The following is a 17,688-nucleotide window of genomic DNA, read 5'->3' on the forward strand; positions in this document are numbered from 1 at the left end:
ATCAGGCGATACGTCTTGTACCTCTATATTGAGACTCTGAAACAGAGACTGGATGCCATAAATCAACTGCGTGTGGATCGCGCGCTTGCTGCTATGGGACCTGCTTTCCAGCAGGTTTACAGTCTGCTGCCGACATTATTGCACTATCACCATCCGCTAATGCCTGGCTACCTTGACGGTAACGTTCCCAAGGGCATTTGCCTCTTCACGCCTGATGAAACCCAACAGCATTATCTCAACGAACTGGAACTCTACCGCGGCATGCCGCCACAGGAGTCTCCGAAAGGTGAACTGCCGATTACCGGGGTTTACTCGATGGGGAGTACCTCATCGGTAGGGCAAAGCTGTTCGTCAGACCTCGACATCTGGGTCTGTCATCAATCCTGGCTCGATAACGAAGAGCGTCAGCTGCTGCAGCGTAAATGCAGCCTGCTGGAGAGCTGGGCGGCGTCGCTCGGCGTGGAAGTGAGCTTCTTCCTGATTGATGAAAACCGTTTCCGCCATAACGAAAGCGGCAGTCTGGGTGGTGAGGACTGCGGCTCGACGCAGCACATCCTGTTGCTGGATGAATTTTACCGTACTGCTGTGCGCCTGGCCGGGAAGCGTATTCTGTGGAATATGGTCCCGTGCGAAGAAGAAGAGCATTACGACGATTACGTCATGTCGCTTTATGCGCAGGGCGTACTGACGCCAAACGAATGGCTGGACCTCGGCGGTCTGAGCTCGCTGTCAGCCGAAGAGTACTTTGGCGCAAGCCTCTGGCAGCTCTATAAGAGCATCGACTCACCGTACAAAGCGGTGCTGAAAACGCTGCTGCTTGAAGCCTATTCCTGGGAATACCCCACGCCGCGCCTGCTGGCGAAAGATATCAAGCAGCGTCTGCACGACGGGGAAATTGTCTCCTTCGGGCTGGACGCTTACTGCATGATGCTGGAGCGCGTGACCGAATACCTGAAAGCCATTGATGACACCACGCGTCTCGACCTGGTGCGTCGATGTTTCTATCTCAAAGTGTGTGAGAAATTGAGCCGCGAGCGCGCCTGCGTCGGCTGGCGTCGTGAAGTGGTCACGCAGTTAGTGAAAGAGTGGGGATGGGGCGAAGAGCGTCTCTCCATGCTCGACAACCGGGCCAACTGGAAAATCGATCAGGTGCGTGAAGCGCACAACGAACTGCTCGATGCGATGATGCAAAGCTACCGTAATCTGATCCGCTTTGCGCGCCGTAACAACCTCAGCGTTTCCGCCAGCCCGCAGGACATCGGGGTATTGACCCGTAAACTGTACGCCGCGTTTGAAGCGCTGCCGGGTAAAGTGACCCTGGTTAACCCACAGATTTCGCCTGACCTGTCAGAACCGAACCTGACCTTTATCTATGTTCCGCCGGGCCGCGCGAACCGCACCGGGTGGTATCTGTATAACCGTGCCCCCAGAATGGACTCGATCATCAGCCATCAGCCGCTGGAGTATAACCGCTACCTGAACAAGCTGGTGGCCTGGGCCTGGTTTAACGGCCTGTTGACCTCACGCACGCGTCTGTTCATCAAAGGCAACGAGGTGGTCGATCTCGCTAAACTGCAGGAGATGGTGGCGGATGTTTCCCACCACTTCCCGCTGCGCCTGCCGGCACCCACGCCGAAAGCGCTCTACAGCCCGTGCGAGATCCGCCATCTGGCGATCATCGTTAACCTGGAATACGACCCGACGGCGGCCTTCCGCAATCAGGTGGTTCATTTCGACTTCCGCAAGCTGGACGTCTTTAGCTTTGGCGAGCAGCAAAACTGCCTGGTGGGTAGCGTGGATCTGCTGTACCGCAACTCGTGGAACGAAGTGCGTACCCTGCACTTCAACGGCGAGCAGGCGATGATCGAAGCGCTGAAAACCATTCTCGGCAAGATGCACCAGGATGCCGCGCCGCCGGACAGCGTGGAAGTGTTCTGCTACAGCCAGCATCTGCGTGGGTTGATTCGTACCCGCGTGCAGCAGCTGGTCTCGGAATGTATTGAGCTGCGTCTCTCGAGTACCCGTCAGGAAACCGGCCGCTTTAAAGCGCTGCGCGTTTCCGGCCAGACCTGGGGCCTGTTCTTCGAACGTCTCAATGTGTCAGTACAGAAGCTGGAAAACGCCATCGAGTTCTATGGCGCGATTTCGCACAACAAACTGCATGGTCTGTCGGTGCAGGTGGAAACCAACCACGTTAAGCTGCCGCAGGTGGTGGATGGTTTTGCCAGTGAAGGGATTATTCAGTTCTTCTTTGAAGAGTCGGGCGATGATGCTGGTTTCAACATCTACATTCTGGATGAGACCAACCGCGCCGAGGTCTATCACCACTGTGAAGGCAGTAAAGAGGAGCTGGTGCGCGACGTCAGCCGCTTCTACTCCTCTTCGCATGACCGGTTCACCTACGGCTCAAGCTTTATCAACTTTAACCTGCCGCAGTTCTACCAGATTGTGAACGTTGATGGCCGTGCGCAGGTGATTCCGTTCCGGACTCAGACCGTAACGCCTGCTGCCCCTGCCAATCAGGACACCGCGCCGCTGTTGCAGCAATATTTTTCCTGAGCCTTTTCGCTTGCCCGGTGGCGGCTACGCCTTACCGGGCCTACAACAGCTCGACGCCGTAGGCCGGGTAAGCGCAGCGCCACCCGGCAACAAAACTACCTGAAACGCACGTCCTCGCCCGCCTGCGCGGTCGCCGCCTGTTCCAGCAGGTCCCAGAACGGTATGCCGCTGCGGTCGCAAACCCACTCCCCGTCTTTCAGATCGAAATGATAGCCGCCCTGTCTGGCCGCCAGCCATACCTGGTGAAGCGGCTCCTGGCGGTTAATAATAATTTTGCTGCCATTTTCGAAGCTCAGGGTCAGAATACCGCCGTTGATTTCACAATCGATATCGCTGTCGCCGTCCCAGTCGTCAAGACGCTCTTCAATGGTCATCCACAGGTTGTCGGCAAGGCGATGGAATTCACTGTCGTTCATGGTTTTGTTCCTGTTTTTCGTGATGCCGGCAGTATAACCCTAAATAAATCCCGTTGCAGGAAAGCGGCAAACTCTTGCTTTTGTGTCTTCTCCTGCGATGATAGAAACAGATTTGAACTTACGGGCAACTTTATAATGAAAAACGCTTTCCGAACGCTTGCCGTTCTCATCACGCTGTTTAGCCTGACTGGCTGTGGACTGAAGGGACCGCTGTACTTCCCGCCAGCGGATAAAACCGCACCACCGCCGACGAAACCGGTGAACAGCGGCATTGAGTCCTCTACGCCAGATACTAACGATCGTGGCAACAACGGCGGCCCGACTCAGGTTAATCTCTGACGACAACGTTCTGTACCCGCGCAATGGAGCAAATGATGCAGTTCTCTAAAATGCATGGCCTTGGCAACGATTTTATGGTCGTCGACGCGGTAACGCAGAATGTGTTTTTCTCCCCGGAATTGATCCGCCGCCTGGCGGATCGGCATCTGGGCGTGGGGTTCGATCAACTGCTGGTGGTTGAACCGCCGTACGATCCCGACCTCGATTTCCACTACCGTATTTTTAACGCGGATGGCAGCGAAGTGAATCAGTGCGGCAACGGCGCGCGCTGTTTTGCCCGCTTTGTCCGCCTGAAAGGGCTGACCAACAAGCGTGATATTCGCGTCAGTACGGCCAATGGTCGTATGGTGCTCAGCGTCACCGATGATGAGCTGGTGCGGGTGAACATGGGCGAGCCAAACTTCGAGCCTTCCGTCGTGCCGTTTCGCGCAAACAAAGCGGAAAAGACCTATATTATGCGTGCGGCCGAGCAGACAGTATTGTGCGGCGTCGTCTCAATGGGTAACCCGCACTGTGTGATTCAGGTTGATGATGTGGAAACGGCCGCCGTCGAAACCCTCGGCCCGGTGCTGGAGAGCCACGAACGTTTCCCGGAGCGCGCGAACATCGGTTTTATGCAGGTGGTGAAACGCGAGCACATCCGTCTGCGGGTTTACGAGCGCGGCGCGGGCGAGACGCAGGCCTGCGGAAGCGGCGCCTGTGCGGCGGTGGCCGTGGGCATCTCTCAGGGGTTACTGGCAGAAGAGGTTCGCGTGGAGTTACCAGGCGGTCGGCTTGATATCGCCTGGAAAGGACCGGGTCATCCACTGTATATGACTGGCCCGGCGGCACATGTCTATGACGGGTTTATCCATCTATGAAACAACCAGGGGAAGAACTGCAGGAAACAGTGACGGAACTGGACGACAGGGCTGTTGTTGATTATCTGCTGCGCAATCCTGAGTTTTTTATTCGCAATGCACGCGTCGTCGAAGAGATGCGCGTGCCACATCCGGTTCGCGGAACCGTGTCGCTCGTCGAATGGCATATGGCGCGCTCGCGCAACCACATCAATCAGCTTGAAGAGAACATGACGCTGCTGATGGAACAGGCGAGTACAAACGAAAGTCTGTTCTACCGTCTGCTCCATCTGCAGGCGCGTCTGGCGTCGGCGCACAGCCTCGAAGAGTTCCTCAGCCGCTTCCATCGCTGGGCGCGCGAGCTTGGGCTGGCGGGCGCAACGATCCGTCTTTTCCCTGACCGCTGGCGCATTGGCGCGCCGTCGGGATTTACCCATCTGGCACTTAGCCGTCAGGCGTTTGAACCGCTGCGCATTCAGCGTCTGGGCCATGAGCATCACTATCTGGGACCGCTGAACGGACCCGAACTGCTGGTGGTATTGCCGGAGGCCAAAGCGATTGGTTCGGTAGCGATGTCTCTGATGGGGCGCGATGGCGATCTGGGGGTTATCTTATTTACCAGCCGCGACGCGCATCACTACGAGCGCGGGCAGGCCACGCACCTGCTGCAGGAGATTGCCCTGATGCTGCCTGAGCTGCTGGAGCGCTGGATTGAGCGCGTATGATGGACGGATTGCTTGCCACAGACGTCTCCCGCTTTTTGCGCTATCTGGGCGTGGAGCGTCAGCTTAGCCCTATTACCCTGCTCAACTATCAGCGTCAGCTTGATGCCATCATGCAGATTGCCGACGAAATCGGCCTGAAAAGCTGGCAACAATGTGATGCTGCGACGGTACGCGGGTTCGTTGTGCGTAGCCGTAAAAAAAATCTCAGTCCGGCAAGTCTGGCGTTGAGGCTCTCCGCCCTGCGCAGTTTCTTCGACTGGCTGGTCAGCCAGGGAGGCTTAAAAGCCAACCCGGCAAAAGGGATCGCCACGCCGAAAGCCCCGCGCCATCTGCCGAAAAATATCGACGTTGACGACGTCAACCGCCTGCTGGATATCGATCTGAACGATCCGCTGGCCGTGCGCGACCGCGCGATGCTGGAGGTGATGTACGGTGCCGGGCTACGTCTCTCGGAGCTGGTTAACCTTGATGTAAAACATCTCGACCTGGAGACCGGCGAAGTGTGGGTGATGGGCAAGGGCAGCAAAGAGCGCCGCCTGCCGATTGGCCGCAATGCGGTCTCCTGGATTGAGCACTGGCTGGATCTGCGCGGGCTGTTTGGCGCAGAAGAGGATGCGCTGTTCCTGTCGAAACTCGGCAAGCGGATCTCGGCGCGTAACGTGCAGAAGCGCTTTGCGGAGTGGGGCATTAAGCAGGGGCTTAACAGCCACGTTCACCCGCACAAGCTGCGCCACTCCTTTGCGACACACATGCTTGAGTCAAGCGGCGATCTGCGCGGCGTGCAGGAACTGCTCGGCCACGCGAATCTGTCGACCACTCAAATTTATACCCACTTAGACTTTCAACACCTTGCCTCGGTGTACGACGCGGCGCATCCACGCGCCAAACGGGGGAAATAATGCGTTTTTACCGCCCACTCGGTCAGATCTCCGCCCTGACGTTTGACCTTGATGACACCCTTTATGATAACCGCGACGTGATCCTGCGTACCGAGCAGGAGTCGCTGGCGTTTGTCCAGAACTACCATCCGGCGCTGAAGACGATACAGAACAAGGACTTCCAGAAGCTGCGTCAGTCCCTGCGGGAAACCGAGCCGGAGATTTACCACGACGTGACCGAATGGCGTCGCCGCGCGGTTGAGCAGGCGATGCTCAACGCGGGGCTCAGCGTACAGGATGCGGCCATTGGGGCTGAAGCGGCAATGGAACACTTTGCCAAATGGCGCAGCCGTATCGACGTGCCGCAGGAGACCCACGACACGCTGACTGCCCTTGCCGAAAAATGGCCGCTGGTGGCGATCACCAACGGTAATGCCCAGCCGGAGCTGTTTGGCCTGAGTGATTACTTTGAATTTGTGCTGCGTGCGGGTCCCCACGGGCGCGCGAAGCCGTTTAACGATATGTACCATCTGGCGGCGGAAAAACTGAACCTGCCGCTGGGTCAGATTCTGCACGTGGGGGATGACCTGACCACAGACGTGGCCGGAGCCATCCGCTGCGGCATGCAGGCCTGCTGGATCAAGCCGGAAAACGCCGACCTGATGATCGCCTCCGATAGCCGTCTTCTGCCACACCTGGAAATTTCGCGGTTGGCATCCCTCACGACGCTGATATAATCATCAGTTGTTCTGTATAAATTAACAGGGTTTTGGCGAATGCTATTCGCCTGCCCGACATGACGTGACGGTGCCAATGGACGTTTCTTACCTGCTCGACAGCCTTAATGACAAACAGCGTGACGCGGTTGCCGCCTCGCGCACCAACCTGCTGGTGCTGGCGGGGGCGGGCAGTGGTAAGACACGCGTGTTGGTTCACCGTATCGCCTGGCTGCAGAGCGTGGAGAACTGCTCGCCATACTCCATCATGGCGGTCACGTTTACCAACAAGGCGGCGGCGGAGATGCGCCACCGTATCGCCCAGCTGATGGGCACCAGCCAGGGCGGCATGTGGGTCGGCACCTTCCACGGCCTGGCGCACCGCCTGCTGCGCGCGCACCATATGGATGCCAATCTGCCGCAGGATTTCCAGATCCTCGACAGCGAAGACCAGCTCCGTCTGCTGAAACGCCTGATCAAGGCGATGAACCTCGACGAGAAGCAGTGGCCACCGCGTCAGGCGATGTGGTACATCAACGGCCAGAAAGACGAAGGGTTGCGCCCGCACCACATTCAGAGCTTCGGCAACCCGGTCGAGCAGACCTGGCAGAACGTCTACAAGGCCTATCAGGAAGCGTGCGATCGCGCCGGCCTGGTGGATTTCGCCGAGCTGCTGCTGCGCGCCCACGAGCTGTGGCTCAACAAACCGCATATCCTGCAGCACTACCGCGAACGCTTCACCAATATTCTGGTGGACGAATTCCAGGATACCAACAACATCCAGTACGCGTGGATCCGCCTGCTGGCCGGCGATACCGGCAAGGTGATGATCGTGGGTGATGACGACCAGTCAATCTACGGCTGGCGCGGGGCGCAGGTAGAGAATATTCAGCGCTTCCTCAATGACTTCCCGGGTGCACAGACCATCCGTCTGGAGCAGAACTACCGCTCAACCAGCAATATCCTGAGCGCGGCCAACGCCCTGATTGAAAACAACAACGGGCGTCTGGGGAAAAAACTGTGGACCGACGGCGTCGACGGCGAACCGATTTCGATTTACTGCGCCTTCAACGAACTCGATGAAGCCCGCTTCGTGGTGAACCGCATTAAAACCTGGCAGGACAACGGTGGCGCGCTGGAACAGTGTGCCATTCTCTATCGCAGCAACGCCCAGTCGCGCGTGCTGGAAGAGGCGCTGCTGCAGGTGGGGATGCCATACCGCATTTACGGCGGTATGCGCTTCTTCGAACGTCAGGAAATCAAAGACGCGCTCTCCTATCTGCGCCTCATTGCGAACCGTAACGACGACGCGGCGTTTGAACGCGTGGTCAACACGCCGACCCGCGGGATTGGCGACCGTACGCTGGACGTGGTGCGTCAGGCCTCGCGCGACCGTCAGCTGACGCTGTGGCAGGCGTGCCGCGAGCTGCTGCAGGAAAAAGCGCTTGCCGGACGCGCGGCCAGCGCCCTGCAGCGCTTCCTTGAGCTGATTGACGCCCTGGCGCAGGAAACCGCCGACATGCCGCTGCACGTGCAGACCGACCGGGTGATTAAAGACTCCGGCCTGCGAACCATGTACGAGCAGGAAAAAGGTGAGAAAGGCCAGACCCGTATTGAGAACTTAGAGGAACTGGTGACGGCAACGCGCCAGTTCAGCTACAACGAAGAAGATGAAGACCTGATGCCGCTGCAGGCGTTCCTCTCTCACGCTGCGCTGGAAGCGGGCGAAGGGCAGGCGGACACCTGGCAGGATGCGGTTCAGCTGATGACCCTGCACTCCGCCAAAGGTCTGGAGTTCCCGCAGGTGTTTATCGTCGGTATGGAAGAGGGGATGTTCCCGAGCCAGATGTCGCTGGATGAAGGCGGACGCCTGGAAGAGGAGCGTCGTCTGGCCTATGTCGGCGTGACGCGAGCGATGCAAAAGCTGACGCTGACCTACGCCGAAACCCGCCGCCTGTATGGTAAAGAGGTCTATCACCGTCCGTCGCGCTTTATCGGTGAACTGCCGGAGGAGTGCGTGGAAGAGGTGCGTCTGCGTGCCAGCATCAGCCGTCCGATCAGCCATCAGCGGATGGGATCGCCGATGGCGGAAACCGACACCGGCTACAAGCTGGGCCAGCGCGTGCGCCATTCTAAGTTTGGCGAAGGGACCATTGTGAATCTGGAAGGCAGCGGTGAGCACAGCCGCCTGCAGGTGGCGTTCCAGGGGCAGGGAATCAAATGGCTGGTGGCAGCCTACGCGAAGCTGGAAACTGTGTAACATTCAGAAAAATATCATTATTTTGTAATAATCTGCTAACCTTATACGTTGAAGGTCAATTAATGCCCTTCAGCGTTCCGTTGCGTGTTGACGCCACAGTTATAGCTGGCGTAACATGCGCGCACGATTACGCTAAGAGGACATTCGCCTTGGACACACCCAGTAGATACTGGCTCAATTCCCTGTCATCCAGGAACAACTCCTAAGGCTATCTCCTCTTGCTGATGGCCTTAGTGGTTGTCAGCGACTGCATTATTCCCGTCGCGCTGAGTCAGGCTGTTTAATGGTCTGAAACCCAATTTGTTTCTGTGTGCCCACCGAACTGTCCGATTTTTTTTGCATTGGGAGTCCCGGTCATGTTGAGCGCATTTCAACTCGAAAATAACCGACTGACGCGGCTTGAAGCCGAAGAGTCACAGCCCCTCATTGATGCCGTATGGGTGGATCTGGTCGAGCCGGACGACGATGAACGCCTTCGCGTACAATCTGAGCTGGGACAAAGCCTGGCGACACGCCCGGAGCTGGAAGACATCGAAGCATCTGCGCGTTTTTTTGAAGACGAAGACGGTTTGCACATTCACTCTTTCTTCTTCTTTGAAGATGCTGAAGACCACGCGGGAAACTCCACCGTGGCGTTTACCATTCGTGATGGCCGCCTGTTTACCCTGCGCGAGCGTGAGCTGCCGGCATTCCGTCTCTACCGCATGCGCGCCCGCAGCCAGCCATTAAATGATGGTAATGCCTGGGAGCTGCTGCTCGACCTGTTCGAGACCAAAATTGAACAGCTGGCGGACGAGATTGAAAACATCTACAGCGATCTGGAAAAGCTGAGCCGTGTCATCATGGAAGGCCATCAGGGCGATGAGTACGACGAAGCGCTCTCCACCCTGGCGGAGCTGGAAGATATCGGCTGGAAAGTGCGTTTGTGTCTGATGGATACCCAGCGCGCGCTGAATTTCCTGGTGCGCAAGGCGCGTCTGCCGGGCGGCCAGCTGGAGCAGGCGCGGGAGATCCTGCGCGATATCGAATCCCTGCTGCCGCACAACGAATCCCTGTTCCAGAAGGTCAACTTCCTGATGCAGGCGGCGATGGGCTTTATCAACATCGAGCAGAACCGCATCATCAAGATCTTCTCAGTGGTATCCGTGGTGTTCCTGCCGCCGACGCTGGTGGCCTCCAGCTACGGGATGAACTTTGAGTTTATGCCGGAGCTGAAGTGGAGCTTTGGTTACCCGGGGGCGATTATCTTTATGATCCTCGCCGGGCTGGCGCCGTATCTGTACTTTAAGCGTCGTAACTGGCTGTAAACATCTGGCGGGTAGCGCTGCGCTTACCCGCCCTACAAAACACCTACATTCCTTTGCGGGCCCTGCGCTGGGTGTAAATCGCATCGGCGACAAAAATCGCCAGCGCCACCCAGATAAAGGCGAACGTCACCATTTTATCCGCACCCGGCACTTCACCGTAAAACACCACCGCCAGCAGGAACATCAGCGTCGGGCCAATATACTGGAAGAAGCCCAGGGTAGAGAGACGCAGGCGCGTCGCCGCACCGGTGAAGCACAGCAGTGGGATCGTCGTTACCACACCTGCCGCCATCAGCATCAAATTCAGCGACCACGGGTTGCTGCCCATATGGCTGGTCGGGCTGTCGGCGATGCCGAAAAGATAAATCGCCGCAACCGGCAGCAGCCACAGGGTTTCAAACAGCATGCCGGTTTGTGCTTCGACAGCTATCTTCTTACGCACCAGGCCATAAAAGGCAAAGCTGAACGCCAGGCCGAGGGCAATAATCGGCAACGAGCCGAAGGTCCAGAGCTGTACCATCACGCCGCAGAAGGCCAGAATGACGGCCACCCACTGCATACGTCGGAAGCGCTCGCCGAGGAAAATCATCCCCAGCACAATATTCACCAGCGGGTTAATGAAGTACCCCAGACTTGCTTCGAGCATGTGGTGGTTATTCACTGCCCAGATAAACAGCAGCCAGTTACCGCCGATCAGCACGGCAGAGAGCGCCAGCAGGAAAATCTTCTTCGGGGTTTGCAGCAGCGTTTTGACGCCTGACCACTGACGGCTGAGGCTCATCAGCGCAATCATAAAGAAGAACGACCAGATGACGCGGTGAGTCAGGATCTCATCGGCCGGAACGTCGGCGATAAGCTTAAAATACGCCGGGGCGATACCCCAAATAAAATAAGCGGCAAGGGCGAGTAAAACGCCCTGCCGCGTCTGTTTAGCATCCATCGGGAAAATCCGTTACAAAAAAGTGAAATAATTTTACCCGATTTTGCAGCCTCAACCCACCATATAAGTGGCAGTTGCGCTGGCGATATAGACCTGTTCCTCGTTGTGTAATTCAACGCGTGCCACGGCAACTTTGTTGCCCGCGCGCAACAGGCTGCTGGTACAGGTAAAGCGATTTCCGCGCCCCGGGCGAAGGTAGTCAACGCGTAAGTCGATAGTGCCCATGCGTGCCAGACGCTGGCGAAGTTCGTCTTCGTTGATGGTGTCGTGGCGGGTCAGCGTGCTGCCCACACAGACCAGGCCTGCCGCGACGTCCAGCGCGGAGGCAATCACCCCGCCGTGTAAAATACTTTGCGCCCAGTTACCCACCATCATTGGCTGGTTGTTGAAACTCAGCTGGGCAAAGTCCTTTTCATAACGCTCCAGCTCCAGTCCCAGCGCACGGTTAAACGGCATATGGTAAACAAAAATCTCGCCCACGAGTTTTAACACTTCATCGGCGGTAAGCATGGCTGACATGAGGCATCACATCCTTATTGTTAATGAAATGTTGATTTTATGCCTCAGCAATAAGGAATTCCACTTTCAGAAACGAGGATGCAGCAGTTGTCGCAGAAGTCTGTAGAATGACGGGCACATAACTATTCAACGAAATTTACTCTTTTGCAGGAGAACACCACCGATGCGGACGTATCTGGCCTGGTTACTGGCGGCGGTTTCGCTGCCCCTCACAGCGTATGCGCAGGAAGCGACGATCAAAGAGGTGCATGATAAACCTGCCGTTCACGGCAGCATTATCGCCAACCTACTTCAGGAGCATGACAATCCGTTCACGCTCTATCCGTATGATACCAACTACGTGATTTACACCCAGACCAGTGACCTCAACAAAGAGGCGATAAGCTCCTATAACTGGTCTGATAATGCGCGTAAAGATGAGGTGAAGTTCCAGCTCAGCCTGGCCTTCCCGTTCTGGCGCGGCATTCTGGGGCCGAACTCGGTGCTGGGCGCGTCTTACACGCAAAAATCCTGGTGGCAGCTCTCTAACAGCGGCGAGTCCTCGCCGTTCCGTGAAACCAACTATGAGCCACAGCTGTTCCTCGGTTTTGCAACGGATTATGAGTTTGCGGGCTGGACACTGCGTGACGTCGAAGTGGGCTTTAACCACGATTCCAACGGCCGTTCCGACCCGACTTCCCGTAGCTGGAACCGCGCCTATACGCGCCTGATGGCGCAGAATGGCAACTGGATGGTGGAGGTGAAGCCGTGGTATGTGGTGGGCGAAACCGATGACAACCCGGATATCACCAAATACATGGGCTACTACCAGCTCAAAGTCGGCTATCAGCTGGGCGATGCTGTGCTGAGCGCGAAGGGCCAGTATAACTGGAACACCGGTTACGGCGGTGCGGAAGTGGGCTTAAGCTACCCAATGACGAAGCACGTGCGTATCTATACGCAGGTCTACAGCGGTTACGGCGAGTCGCTTATCGACTACAACTTCAACCAGACCCGTGTCGGCGTGGGCGTGATGCTGAACGACATTCTCTAGACAGCTCGAATGTTTTTGCGTTAAACGTTGAAGTTTCTCTCTCAGGCGCTGAAAATAGCGCCTGTTTTATTTTTCGCAGATGGGGTTAATGTGGCGCAGGCGGAAGTATTGAATCAGGAGTCGCTGGCTAAACAGGTTTTGCATGAAACCTTTGGCTACCAGCAGTTCCGCCCTGGCCAGGAAACCATCATTGAAACGGTGCTGGAAGGCCGCGACTGCCTGGTGGTGATGCCAACCGGCGGCGGTAAATCGCTCTGTTATCAGGTGCCCGCGCTGGTGCTTAACGGCCTGACGGTGGTGGTATCGCCCCTGATTTCGCTGATGAAAGACCAGGTGGACCAGCTGCTCGCCAACGGCGTGGCGGCGGCCTGTCTTAACTCCACGCAAACCCGCGAGCAGCAGCAGGAAGTGATGGCCGGGTGCCGCACCGGGCAGATCCGCCTGCTGTATATCGCGCCCGAACGCCTGATGCTGGATAACTTCCTCGACCACCTCGCGCACTGGAATCCGGTGCTGCTGGCGGTGGATGAAGCGCACTGTATCTCCCAGTGGGGACACGATTTCCGTCCGGAATACGCCGCACTCGGTCAGCTGCGTCAGCGCTTCCCCGAGCTGCCGTTTATGGCGCTTACCGCCACGGCAGATGACACCACCCGTCTGGATATCGTTCGCCTGCTGGGGCTGAACGACCCCTATATTCAGGTCAGCAGCTTCGACCGCCCCAACATCCGCTACATGCTGATGGAAAAATTCAAGCCGCTGGATCAGCTCTTACGCTACGTGCAGGAGCAGCGCGGCAAGTCCGGCATCATCTACTGCAACAGCCGTGCGAAGGTGGAAGACACCGCCGCGCGCCTGCAAAACCGCGGCTTTAGCGCGGCGGCTTACCATGCCGGGCTGGAAAACCACATCCGCGCCGACGTGCAGGAAAAATTCCAGCGCGACGACCTGCAGATTGTGGTGGCGACGGTGGCGTTCGGCATGGGGATCAACAAGCCAAACGTGCGCTTTGTGGTGCACTTCGACATTCCACGCAATATTGAATCTTACTATCAGGAAACCGGTCGCGCCGGACGCGACGGTCTGCCTGCGGAAGCGATGCTGTTTTACGATCCGGCCGATATGGCGTGGCTGCGCCGCTGCCTGGAAGAGAAACCGCAGGGGCAGCTGCAGGATATCGAACGTCACAAGCTCAACGCGATGGGCGCATTTGCCGAAGCGCAAACCTGCCGTCGCCTGGTGCTGCTCAACTACTTTGGTGAAGGGCGACAGGAGCCGTGTGGCAACTGCGATATCTGCCTCGATCCGCCGAAACAGTACGATGGTCTGATGGACGCGCGTAAGGCGCTCTCAACCATTTATCGTGTGAATCAGCGCTTCGGGATGGGCTACGTGGTGGAAGTGCTGCGTGGTGCCAATAACCAGCGTATCCGAGATATGGGCCACGACAAGCTGCCTGTCTACGGTATTGGCAAGGATCAGAGTCACGAGCACTGGGTCAGCATTATTCGTCAGCTGATTCACCTCGGTTTTGCCACACAGAACATCGCCCAGCACTCCGCGCTTCAGCTCACCGAAGCCGCGCGCCCGGTGCTGAGGGGGGACGTTGAACTGAAGCTTGCCGTGCCGCGCGTTGTCGCCCTGAAGCCGCGAGTGATGCAAAAATCGTACGGCGGCAACTACGACCGCAAGCTGTTTGCCAAACTGCGCAAGCTGCGTAAAGCCATCGCCGATGAAGAAAACATCCCGCCTTACGTGGTGTTCAACGACGCGACGCTGATCGAGATGGCCGAACAGATGCCGCTGAGCGCCAGCGAAATGCTCAGCGTTAACGGCGTTGGCACGCGCAAGCTGGAGCGTTTTGGTAAGGAGTTTATGGCGCTTATCCGTTCCCATGCTGACGGTGATGATGAGGAGTAGTCAGCCGGGCGAAAAAGTGCCAGGATGGTGACTCACTGAATTATTTCCCCGCGAGCGAATTATGTTAATGCTATTTCTCACCGTGGCGTTAGTGCACATCGTTGCGCTGATGAGCCCGGGTCCTGACTTCTTCTTCGTATCACAAACCGCGGTCAGCCGCTCCCGCAAAGAGGCGATGATGGGCGTGCTGGGTATCACCATGGGCGTTATGGTCTGGGCGGCGGTGGCGCTGCTTGGTCTGAACCTGATTCTGGCGAAAATGGCCTGGCTGCATAACATCATTATGGTCGGTGGCGGGCTGTACCTGTGCTGGATGGGCTACCAGATGCTGCGCGGGGCGCTGAAGAAAGAAGAGAAAAAACCGCAAGAGCCAAAGGTTGAGCTGGCAACGGGCGGCCGCAGTTTTGTAAAAGGTCTGCTGACCAACCTGGCGAACCCGAAAGCGATTATCTATTTCGGCTCTGTCTTTTCGCTGTTTGTCGGCGACAGCGTTGGCGCGGGCGCACGCTGGGGGATCTTCCTGCTGATCGTGGTTGAGACGTTTGCCTGGTTCACCATCGTGGCAAGCCTGTTTGCCTTACCGGCGATGCGCCGCGGCTACCAGCGCATCGCGAAGTGGATTGACGGCTTCGCCGGCGCGCTGTTCGCTGGCTTCGGTATTCATCTCATCATTTCTCGCTAAGCGTGACGCGCTGACGCAAGCAGCGCGCCAACCAGCATGAACAGCGAACCAAACACCTTATTCAGGGCCTTCATCTGTTTAGGCCCTTTAATCCATGCCGCAATTCGCTGCGCCAGCGTCGCGTAACCAATCATCACGATGATATCGACGATAATGGTGGTCGCGCCCAGCACCACGTACTGCATCACCTGGGGCTGATGCGGCACGATAAACTGCGGGAACAGCGCGGCGAGGAAGACGATGCTTTTCGGGTTGGTCAGGTTGACGAACACCGCACGCTTAAACAGATGGCCACGATTTTGCGTCTGCGCGAGCGTGTTCAGGTTGATGGAGCCTGCCGCGCGCCACTGCTGGATGCCGAGCCAGATCAGATACGCTGCCCCGGCCCATTTCAGTACTTCAAACGCCAGCACCGAGCGGGAGAACAGGGTGCCCAGACCAATCCCGACCAGCACGATGTGAATGCCCAGCCCGGTCTGCAAACCAGCAATCGACGCCGCCGCACCGCGATAGCCGTGGTTAATGGAGGTGGTCATGGTGTTAATGGCGCCCGAGCCTGGTGAAAGGCTAAGGATGATGGATGTCAGCAGGTAAGCGAACCACCACTCGAAGGTCATTTGAAACTCCCGAATCGTCTGTTTTTATGCCACAATACGCTATTGTTGAGTCATTTTGTGACCGGTGACGAAAAAACGATATTCCTTGGCTTAGGTGAGTAGAAACCCGATGTTTCAGCAGAAAAAGGACTGGGAAACACGAGAAAACGCATTTGCTGCTTTCTCCATGGGGCCGCTGACCGATTTCTGGCGCCAGCGTGAGGAAGATGAGTTTACGGGTGTCGGTGGTATTCCGGTACGCTTTGTGCGTTTTCGCGATAAGAAAAATGACCGGGTCATTGTGGTCTGCCCCGGACGTATCGAGAGCTACGTCAAATACGCCGAACTGGCCTATGACCTGTTCCATCTTGGCTTCGATGTGCTGATTATTGACCATCGCGGGCAGGGGCTTTCCGGCCGCCTGTTATCGGACACGCATCGCGGCCATGTGGATAACTTCAGTGATTACGTCGACGATCTCGCCGCGTTCTGGCAGCAGGAGGTCGAGCCTGGCCCCTGGCGGAAGCGCTATATCCTGGCACACTCGATGGGCGGTGCGATTTCAACGCTGTTCTTACAGCGCCACCCGCATCAGTGCGACGCCATTGCGCTCACCGCGCCGATGTATGGCATCGTCATGCGTTTTCCTGACTGGATGGTACGTCATATTCTCGACTGGGCTGAGGGCCATCAGCGCATTCGGGAAGGCTATGCCATCGGAACGGGGCGCTGGCGAGCATTGCCCTTTGCGATGAACGTCCTGACGCACAGCCGACAGCGCTATCGTCGTAACCTGCGTTTTTATGCCGATGAGCCGCGCCTGCGCGTGGGCGGCCCGACATATCACTGGGTACGGGAAGGGATCCTTGCCGGTGAGCAGGTTCTGGCAGGCGTCACGAATGATGACACGCCAACCCTCCTGATTCAGGCTGAAGAAGAGCGTGTGGTGGATAACCGCATGCATGACCGCTTTTGTGAACTCCGCGCTGCCGCCGGCCACCCTTGTGAAGGGGGAAAACCGTTGGTTATCAACGGCGCGTACCATGAGATCCTTTTTGAAAAGGACGCTATGCGCTCAGTCGCGCTTAACGCCATCGTCGAGTTTTTCGACCGGCATAACTGATTGTCTATTGAGGTTAAATTTTCCTATGTACCAGGTTGTTGCATCTGATTTAGATGGCACGCTGCTCTCCCCCGACCACACCCTGTCGCCTTACGCGAAAGAGACCTTAAAGCTGCTGACTGCCCGGGGCGTGAACTTTGTGTTTGCCACCGGCCGCCACCACGTAGACGTGGGGCAGATCCGCGATAATCTTGAGATCAAATCGTACATGATCACCTCCAACGGTGCGCGCGTACATGATACCGACGGCAATCTGATCTTTACGCACAACCTGGATCGCGATATTGCTGCCGATCTGTTCGGTGTGGTGCACAATAATCCGGCTATCGTCACTAACGTTTACCGCGATGACGACTGGTTCATGAACCGCCATCGCCCGGATGAAATGCGTTTCTTCAAAGAAGCGGTATTCAACTACTCCCTGTATGAACCAGGTCTGCTGGAGCCGGATGGCATCAGTAAAGTGTTCTTCACCTGCGACAGCCATGAAGAGCTGCTCCCGCTGGAACAGGCGATCAACGCCCGCTGGGGCGATCGCGTTAATGTCAGCTTCTCAACGCTGACCTGTCTGGAAGTGATGGCGGGAGGTGTCTCCAAAGGCCACGCCCTGGAAGCGGTCGCGAAACGTCTGGGCTTCGGGCTGAAAGACTGTATCGCCTTTGGTGACGGCATGAACGATGCCGAAATGCTTTCGATGGCAGGTAAGGGCTGTATCATGCAGAACGCGCACCAGCGTCTGAAAGATCTGCACCCGGAACTGGAAGTGATTGGTTCTAACGCTGATAACGCGGTACCGAAGTATCTGCGCAAACTGTTCCTTGAATAATCTTCATTCG

Annotated in this window: 18 protein-coding genes; 14 read left to right on the forward strand and 4 right to left on the reverse strand. The window is 57.0% G+C overall.

Annotated elements, in window-relative coordinates; genetic code table 11:
- Positions 1 to 15: 15 nt before the first annotated feature.
- Positions 16 to 2,559, forward strand: coding sequence for a class I adenylate cyclase (gene cyaA, locus EKN83_RS16595; protein ID WP_126801300.1), 2,544 nt, complete (start codon positions 16 to 18; stop codon positions 2,557 to 2,559).
- A 95-nt stretch (positions 2,560 to 2,654) separates the two neighbouring features.
- Here cyaA and cyaY read toward each other — a convergent pair whose 3' ends face one another.
- Positions 2,655 to 2,975, reverse strand: a complete 321-nt coding sequence (gene cyaY / locus EKN83_RS16600; RefSeq protein ID WP_126801301.1) for an iron donor protein CyaY — start codon at positions 2,973 to 2,975, stop codon at positions 2,655 to 2,657.
- Between the two features lie 135 nt (positions 2,976 to 3,110).
- Between cyaY and lptM the strand changes: the two genes are divergently transcribed.
- The 8 genes from lptM to corA all read left to right on the forward strand — a co-directional run bounded on the left by lptM (position 3,111) and on the right by corA (position 10,039).
- On the forward strand, positions 3,111 to 3,314 hold the full coding sequence (gene lptM / locus EKN83_RS16605; RefSeq protein WP_013099260.1) for an LPS translocon maturation chaperone LptM: 204 nt from the start codon (positions 3,111 to 3,113) through the stop codon (positions 3,312 to 3,314).
- Between the two features lie 35 nt (positions 3,315 to 3,349).
- Positions 3,350 to 4,174, forward strand: a complete 825-nt coding sequence (gene dapF, locus EKN83_RS16610; protein WP_008501545.1) for a diaminopimelate epimerase — start codon at positions 3,350 to 3,352, stop codon at positions 4,172 to 4,174.
- The gene (locus tag EKN83_RS16615; RefSeq protein ID WP_095442006.1) at positions 4,171 to 4,878 is read left to right on the forward strand and encodes a DUF484 domain-containing protein; all 708 of its coding nucleotides are present in this window, start codon (positions 4,171 to 4,173) and stop codon (positions 4,876 to 4,878) included. The genes dapF and EKN83_RS16615 overlap by 4 nt, the downstream gene beginning before the upstream one ends.
- Positions 4,875 to 5,777 (forward strand): tyrosine recombinase XerC, encoded by a 903-nt coding sequence (gene xerC, locus EKN83_RS16620; protein WP_025757550.1) that lies wholly within the window; start codon positions 4,875 to 4,877, stop codon positions 5,775 to 5,777. The genes EKN83_RS16615 and xerC overlap by 4 nt, the downstream gene beginning before the upstream one ends.
- Entirely contained in the window at positions 5,777 to 6,493 is a 717-nt protein-coding gene (gene yigB / locus EKN83_RS16625) for a 5-amino-6-(5-phospho-D-ribitylamino)uracil phosphatase YigB (RefSeq protein ID WP_025757549.1), read from the forward strand. The genes xerC and yigB overlap by 1 nt, the downstream gene beginning before the upstream one ends.
- A gap of 76 nt (positions 6,494 to 6,569) precedes the next feature.
- Positions 6,570 to 8,732 carry a DNA helicase II gene (gene uvrD / locus EKN83_RS16630; RefSeq protein ID WP_126801302.1) on the forward strand — a complete coding sequence of 721 codons (2,163 nt, stop codon included), beginning with the start codon at positions 6,570 to 6,572 and terminating at the stop codon, positions 8,730 to 8,732.
- Between the two features lie 149 nt (positions 8,733 to 8,881).
- On the forward strand, positions 8,882 to 8,938 hold the full coding sequence (gene ysgD, locus EKN83_RS23415) for a YsgD/CorL family protein (RefSeq protein ID WP_212743980.1): 57 nt from the start codon (positions 8,882 to 8,884) through the stop codon (positions 8,936 to 8,938).
- 150 nt (positions 8,939 to 9,088) lie between these two features.
- Positions 9,089 to 10,039 carry a magnesium/cobalt transporter CorA gene (corA, locus tag EKN83_RS16640; protein WP_025757547.1) on the forward strand — a complete coding sequence of 317 codons (951 nt, stop codon included), beginning with the start codon at positions 9,089 to 9,091 and terminating at the stop codon, positions 10,037 to 10,039.
- Positions 10,040 to 10,082: 43 nt separating this feature from the next.
- On the opposite strand, the gene rarD is transcribed toward corA, so the two are convergent.
- Together rarD and yigI are read right to left on the reverse strand one after the other, a co-directional pair.
- Positions 10,083 to 10,979, reverse strand: a complete 897-nt coding sequence (gene rarD, locus EKN83_RS16645) for an EamA family transporter RarD (RefSeq protein ID WP_045285580.1) — start codon at positions 10,977 to 10,979, stop codon at positions 10,083 to 10,085.
- A 51-nt stretch (positions 10,980 to 11,030) separates the two neighbouring features.
- Positions 11,031 to 11,498: an acyl-CoA thioesterase YigI gene (gene yigI / locus EKN83_RS16650; protein WP_025757543.1), complete on the reverse strand. Its 468-nt coding sequence runs from the start codon at positions 11,496 to 11,498 to the stop codon at positions 11,031 to 11,033.
- Positions 11,499 to 11,661: 163 nt separating this feature from the next.
- Between yigI and pldA the strand changes: the two genes are divergently transcribed.
- From pldA to rhtC, 3 genes are all read left to right on the forward strand, one after another.
- On the forward strand, positions 11,662 to 12,531 hold the full coding sequence (gene pldA, locus EKN83_RS16655) for a phospholipase A (RefSeq protein WP_025757542.1): 870 nt from the start codon (positions 11,662 to 11,664) through the stop codon (positions 12,529 to 12,531).
- A gap of 90 nt (positions 12,532 to 12,621) precedes the next feature.
- Positions 12,622 to 14,451 carry an ATP-dependent DNA helicase RecQ gene (gene recQ / locus EKN83_RS16660; RefSeq protein WP_032644788.1) on the forward strand — a complete coding sequence of 610 codons (1,830 nt, stop codon included), beginning with the start codon at positions 12,622 to 12,624 and terminating at the stop codon, positions 14,449 to 14,451.
- 61 nt (positions 14,452 to 14,512) lie between these two features.
- Positions 14,513 to 15,133, forward strand: a complete 621-nt coding sequence (gene rhtC / locus EKN83_RS16665) for a threonine export protein RhtC (RefSeq protein WP_025757538.1) — start codon at positions 14,513 to 14,515, stop codon at positions 15,131 to 15,133.
- On the opposite strand, the gene rhtB is transcribed toward rhtC, so the two are convergent.
- Positions 15,130 to 15,750, reverse strand: a complete 621-nt coding sequence (gene rhtB, locus EKN83_RS16670; protein WP_008501533.1) for a homoserine/homoserine lactone efflux protein — start codon at positions 15,748 to 15,750, stop codon at positions 15,130 to 15,132. The two genes, rhtC and rhtB, sit on opposite strands and share 4 nt — an antisense overlap.
- Positions 15,751 to 15,859: 109 nt before the next feature.
- Between rhtB and pldB the strand changes: the two genes are divergently transcribed.
- The gene (gene pldB / locus EKN83_RS16675) at positions 15,860 to 16,852 is read left to right on the forward strand and encodes a lysophospholipase L2 (protein WP_095450462.1); all 993 of its coding nucleotides are present in this window, start codon (positions 15,860 to 15,862) and stop codon (positions 16,850 to 16,852) included.
- A gap of 25 nt (positions 16,853 to 16,877) precedes the next feature.
- On the forward strand, positions 16,878 to 17,678 hold the full coding sequence (gene yigL / locus EKN83_RS16680) for a sugar/pyridoxal phosphate phosphatase YigL (protein WP_025757535.1): 801 nt from the start codon (positions 16,878 to 16,880) through the stop codon (positions 17,676 to 17,678).
- The last annotated feature ends 10 nt before the right edge of the window (positions 17,679 to 17,688 follow it).

The organism is Enterobacter sp. WCHEn090032 (assembly GCF_003986875.1).
In the GTDB taxonomy this organism is placed as follows: domain Bacteria; phylum Pseudomonadota; class Gammaproteobacteria; order Enterobacterales; family Enterobacteriaceae; genus Enterobacter; species Enterobacter sichuanensis.